The organism is Streptomyces sp. WM6372, from assembly GCF_001279655.1.
In the GTDB taxonomy this organism is placed as follows: domain Bacteria; phylum Actinomycetota; class Actinomycetes; order Streptomycetales; family Streptomycetaceae; genus Streptomyces.
Genome location: NZ_LGDB01000048.1, coordinates 1 through 4500, shown reverse-complemented (window position 1 = coordinate 4500; position 4500 = coordinate 1). Strand labels below are relative to the sequence as shown.

5 protein-coding genes are annotated in these 4500 nt (G+C 70.9%); 4 read left to right on the top strand and 1 reads right to left on the bottom strand.

Annotated elements, in window-relative coordinates:
* A partial coding sequence (locus ADK52_RS06505; protein WP_199828458.1) for a cation:proton antiporter occupies window positions 1-615 on the bottom strand: 615 nt, incomplete at its 3' end.
* Between the two features lie 335 nt (window positions 616-950).
* On the opposite strand from ADK52_RS06505, the gene ADK52_RS06500 reads away from it, so the two are divergent.
* The 4 genes from ADK52_RS06500 to ADK52_RS06485 all read left to right on the top strand — a co-directional run.
* A complete protein-coding gene (locus ADK52_RS06500; RefSeq protein WP_053688819.1) occupies window positions 951-1628 on the top strand; it encodes a ScbR family autoregulator-binding transcription factor in 678 nt (225 codons plus the stop codon).
* Window positions 1629-1832: 204 nt separating this feature from the next.
* Window positions 1833-3110, top strand: coding sequence for a ParA family protein (locus ADK52_RS06495; RefSeq protein WP_053688818.1), 1278 nt, complete (start codon window positions 1833-1835; stop codon window positions 3108-3110).
* Window positions 3107-4099: a ParB/RepB/Spo0J family partition protein gene (locus ADK52_RS44385; RefSeq protein ID WP_053688817.1), complete on the top strand. Its 993-nt coding sequence runs from the start codon at window positions 3107-3109 to the stop codon at window positions 4097-4099. The genes ADK52_RS06495 and ADK52_RS44385 overlap by 4 nt, the downstream gene beginning before the upstream one ends.
* Before the next feature lie 137 nt (window positions 4100-4236).
* Window positions 4237-4500: helix-turn-helix transcriptional regulator (locus ADK52_RS06485; protein ID WP_159045853.1), on the top strand; the 264-nt coding region annotated here is incomplete at its 3' end.

Below are 4500 nucleotides of genomic sequence, written 5' to 3'. Positions count from 1 at the left end.
CCCGCCCCCTCCCCCGCCCGCCGGCGGCTGCGCCATCGCCACCACCAACGCCAGCAGGCACCACGCCACCACGTCGGCCACCGCCGCACACGCCATCGCCAGCGCCCCCACCGGCGTCCCGTAGAGCCCCTGGTCCTTCAGGATCCGCGCCAGCACCGGGAAGGCCGTCACGCTCATCGCGACGGCCACGAACAACACGAACTCGGCGCGACCGACCCCCTCCGGCGCGAAGGCCCCGTGCATCGCCAGCGCCAGCAGACTCCCGAGCCCCAGCGGAATCCACACGCTCGCCTGGCTCACCACCACCACGGCCCGCCCGCGCCCCCGCAGCAGCCCGGGATCAAGCTCCAGGCCGACCAGGAACATGAAGACCAGCAGCCCCAGGTTCCCCAGCACCCCCAGGTACGGAAGGACCTCGCCCGGCAGCAGCCACCGGCTCCCCGCCGGCCAGAGCCACCCGAGCAACGAGGGACCGAGCAGGATCCCCACCAGGATCTCCCCGACCACGGCCGTCTGCCCGAGCCTGCGCATCACGGCGGCGGCCACGCCGCACGCGAGGACGACGACGGGTACGGCCACCAGCACGGCTTCGAGCGGATCACGTGACGCTCCCACCACCACAGGCTTCCGCCGAAGCCCCCTCCCGGGCAACGAACCGCCCCACACTTCCAGGGGTCCGCGCCGCCGGCGTTAACGGCGTTAACGCCGTTAACGGTCCCGCGCCCCGAAGCCGCGCCCCGTCCTCCCAAAGCGTAATAGCGAAAACCACCCCACCCCCCGACAAACCGTCAGCCCCGCCCCACAGAAAAGTACTTGTCGACTGGTTTTCTTTGGCGTCGCCCGACTAAATTGAACCTTGTACGAGCCTTCGCCGCAGCGGCGGCCAGGGCCCGCACACCAGCAAGGGCAACCGGCACGCGGCAAGCGGAAGAGCACCAGGAGACCCCCACATGGCAAGGGCCCGTCAGGAACGTGCCGAGATCACCCGGCAGGCGATCCTCGACGGCGCGGCCATCGCCTTCGACCGCTTCGGCTTCGGCGCCGCCAGCCTCAGCGACGTGGTCAAACACGCCGGGGTCACCAAGGGCGCCCTGTACTTCCACTTCCAGTCCAAGGAAGCCCTCGCCCGCACCCTGATGGACGAGCAGTTCCAGGTCTCCGAAGGCGTACCCGCCATCGAGGAACCCGGCCTCCAGACGGTCATCGACCTGACCCACGAGATGGCGCACGGACTGCGCTCCAACGTCCGCATCCGCGCCGCCATCCGCCTCGTCATCGAGTTCGGCTCCTTCACCAACCCCGACCCCACCCCGTACAACGCCTGGATCGACACCGCCTTCGCCTGCCTGAAGCCGGCCCAGGACCGGGGCGACGTCTTCCCGTCGCTCGACCTGTACGACCTCTCGACGCTCCTCGTCGGCTCGTTCACCGGCATCCAGGTCACCTCGCACGTCCGCACCGGCCGCGAAGACCTGCACACCCGGCTCATCGACCTGTGGAACTTCCTCCTCCCGGGCATCGTCCCCGCCGGCCGACTCCCCCTCTTCGACCCGGCCGGCTCGCCCGAGTGCCGGGCCGGACTCGGGCTGACCACCGTCCCGGACTCCCCGGCCGTTCCGGTCGGCTGACGACGTATCCAGGGCGGCCTCGTACACGCCGTGGTGAACCACGGGGGTGCTCGCTACGGCGTGTGCGAGGCCGCCCTGTCGCGTACCCGGAACCCGTGACTCCCGGTCCCGTACCCACTCCGATGCACAAGGGCGGACCATTTCGTTAGCAAAACCCAAGCGTGGCGCGCACATCGGCCCACGAACGTTAGTAAAGTCCCTCTCATGACTTCGCCCTCGTCTCAGAGCGACCGAGAGAAGGTCGTCTCCAAGCTCCCCCCGTGGCTCCGCCAGGAGTTGAAAATCCGCACCGCCCAACTGCGGGTGGACATCCAGGACGCCGTCCACCAGGGAATCGCCCACTGGAGCGCCCTCGCCTCCGCCCCCTCCCCCGTCGACACCTCGGGCGCCGAATCGTTCTCCACCTGGCTGCCCTCCGGCCAGTGGGAGTCCTTCCGCGCCGGTTCCAAGGACCGCGGCGTCTCCCTCATCCAGGGTCTCGCCCAAGCGGTCCGCCTCTGGCTGGAGATGAACCCGGCCCCCACGGTCAAGCGGCCCTCCGTCGTACGCCGCATCGTCGTGTGCAACCAGAAGGGCGGCGTCGGCAAGACCGCCATCACCGCCGGCACCGCCGAGGCCCTCGCCGAGGACCCGGACAGCCTCCACCCCGTCCGCATCGCCCGCCAGCTGGCCCGCCTCTCGGCGGCCGAAGACGGCGAGGACGGCAGGGACAGCGGGCACCAGCCCCCCGAAACGACGCCCCTCGACCTCGAAGACCTGCCCGGACTCGGCATGCGCGTCCTGCTGGTCGACTTCGACCCGCAGGGCCACCTCACCAAGCAGCTCGGCCAGCAGCCGCTGCCCATCGGCGGCGACAGCCTCACCTGCCACATGGCCGGCGAGGCCAAGGGCCCCCTCGCCGACCTGATCGTCCCCGTCCCGGACCGGCGCTTCGGCAACCGCCTCCACCTCCTGCCCGCCTGCACGGACGCCTTCCTCCTCGACGTCCGCCTCTCCACCGTCCGTGCCCGCGAGGCCGCCCTCGAACGCGCGCTGGCCCCCGTCGAGTCCGAGTACGACGTCATCCTCATCGACTGCCCGCCGAGCCTCGGCCTCAGCATGGACGCCGCCATCTACTACGGGCGCCGCCGCGACACCGAGCAGCCGGGCGCCTCCGGCGCGCTGATCGTCGTACAGGCGGAGGACTCGTCGGCCGACGCGTACGACCTCCTCACCTCCCAGATCAACGACCTGCGCGACGACCTCAGCCTGGACATCGACTACCTCGGGCTCGTCGTCAACCTCTACGACGGCCGCCGCGGCTACATCGCGACCTCCTCGCTCCAGGCCTGGATGGACATAAAGGATCCGCGCGTCGTCGCGATCGTTCCCGACCTCAAGGAACAGCGCGAAGCCGTCCGCGTGAAGCAGCCGCTGTTCGTCTACTCACCCAAGGGCGACCAGGCCATCGCGCTGCGCGCCCTCGCCAGGGAGATCTCATGAGCAAGGCCGACAAACTCGGGGTCTCGGCATCCTTCGCGCGAGCCCAGCCGGTCGGCGTCAGCCCCCGCCGCGCGGCGATCGCGGAGGCCACAGGAGCCCCCACGTCCGGCATGGTCGCGCCGTCCGAGGTCCCCATCGAGGCCCTCGCCCACAACCCGTTCAACCTCCGCGAGGACCTCACCGAACTCGACGAGCTGGCCCAGTCGCTCATCTCCCGCGGCCAGCTCCAGCCCCTCGCGGTCGCCACCCGCATGGCCTTCATGGAGGCCCACCCGGGCCAGACCGACGGCCTGGGCCGGGCCCCGTACGTGGTCATCGACGGCAACCGCCGTCTCGCGGCGGCCCAGCTGGCCGGGCTGAAGACCATGCACATCCATGTCAACGACGCCCTCTCCGCCTCCGCGGCGGACATCCTGGAATCGGCCCTGATCGCCAACGTCCACCGCGTGGACGTCGCCCCCATGGACCAGGCCCGTGCGCTCCAGGAGCTCGTCGACGTCCACGGCTCCCAGGCCCAGGTCGCGAAGCGACTGGGCAAGACGGCGGCCTGGGTCTCCCAGCGCCTGACCCTCCTGAACCTCACCCCGGCCCTCCAGGAGAAGGTCGACACGGGGGAGCTCAAGGTCGAGCCGGCCCGCCGGATCGGGCGGCTCCCCCAGGAGCGGCAGGAGGCGGCGGCCGACGAGACGCTGAACGCCCCCAACCCGCCGCGCCAGCGCACGCACACTCCCCCGCCGACCGTTAACGGCGTTAACGCCGTTAACACCCCGGCCCCGGCCCCGGCTCCGACTCCGGCCCCTCCGACCGTTAACGCCGTTAACGCTCCGACGCCGGCGCAGACGCCCGAACCCACCCGGTCCCCCACACCCGCCGCCCCCCGGATCACGATCGCGACGGACTCCCCGGAGACGATCGCGGACGGCCTGACGGCCCACCTCACCCCGGACGACCTCAAGGCCGTCACCGAGCTCCTGATGCAGCGACTCTGAGAGCGGCATCGGGGGGCACCACCCACGCCGGGGGCGTTAACGCCGTTAACGCCGTTGACGCTGTCAGCGCCCCCACGTGCGCTTCATGTGCGTTCAGCCGTGCGGTTCACCTAGGCTGCACACGGAGGTAAGTACCGATGCCCGACGAACAAGAGAGCCTCTTCGCAGCGGTCGACGCGCTGCTGGAGGAAGCCGCCCAGGACCCGCTCCCCCACCCGGACGAGCGCAAGCGCCTGCGCGAAGCCGCAGGACTGAGCCAGGACCAGATCGCCAAGGCCCTCTCCGTCCGCCGCGAAACGGTCACGTCCTGGGAGACCGACCGTACGGCCCCCCGCGCCCCCAAGCGCGCCGCCTACGCCCGCCTCCTGGAAGGCCTCTCCACCCTCCACCCCACCCCGACC

What these genes read in the sequence shown, in the direction of transcription:
- ADK52_RS06500 (WP_053688819.1), top strand. Translation starts at nt 951, where the DNA reads ATGGCAAGGGCCCGTCAGGAACGTGCCGAGATCACCCGGCAGGCGATC.
- ADK52_RS06495 (WP_053688818.1), top strand. Translation starts at nt 1,833, where the DNA reads ATGACTTCGCCCTCGTCTCAGAGCGACCGAGAGAAGGTCGTCTCCAAG.
- ADK52_RS44385 (WP_053688817.1), top strand. Translation starts at nt 3,107, where the DNA reads ATGAGCAAGGCCGACAAACTCGGGGTCTCGGCATCCTTCGCGCGAGCC.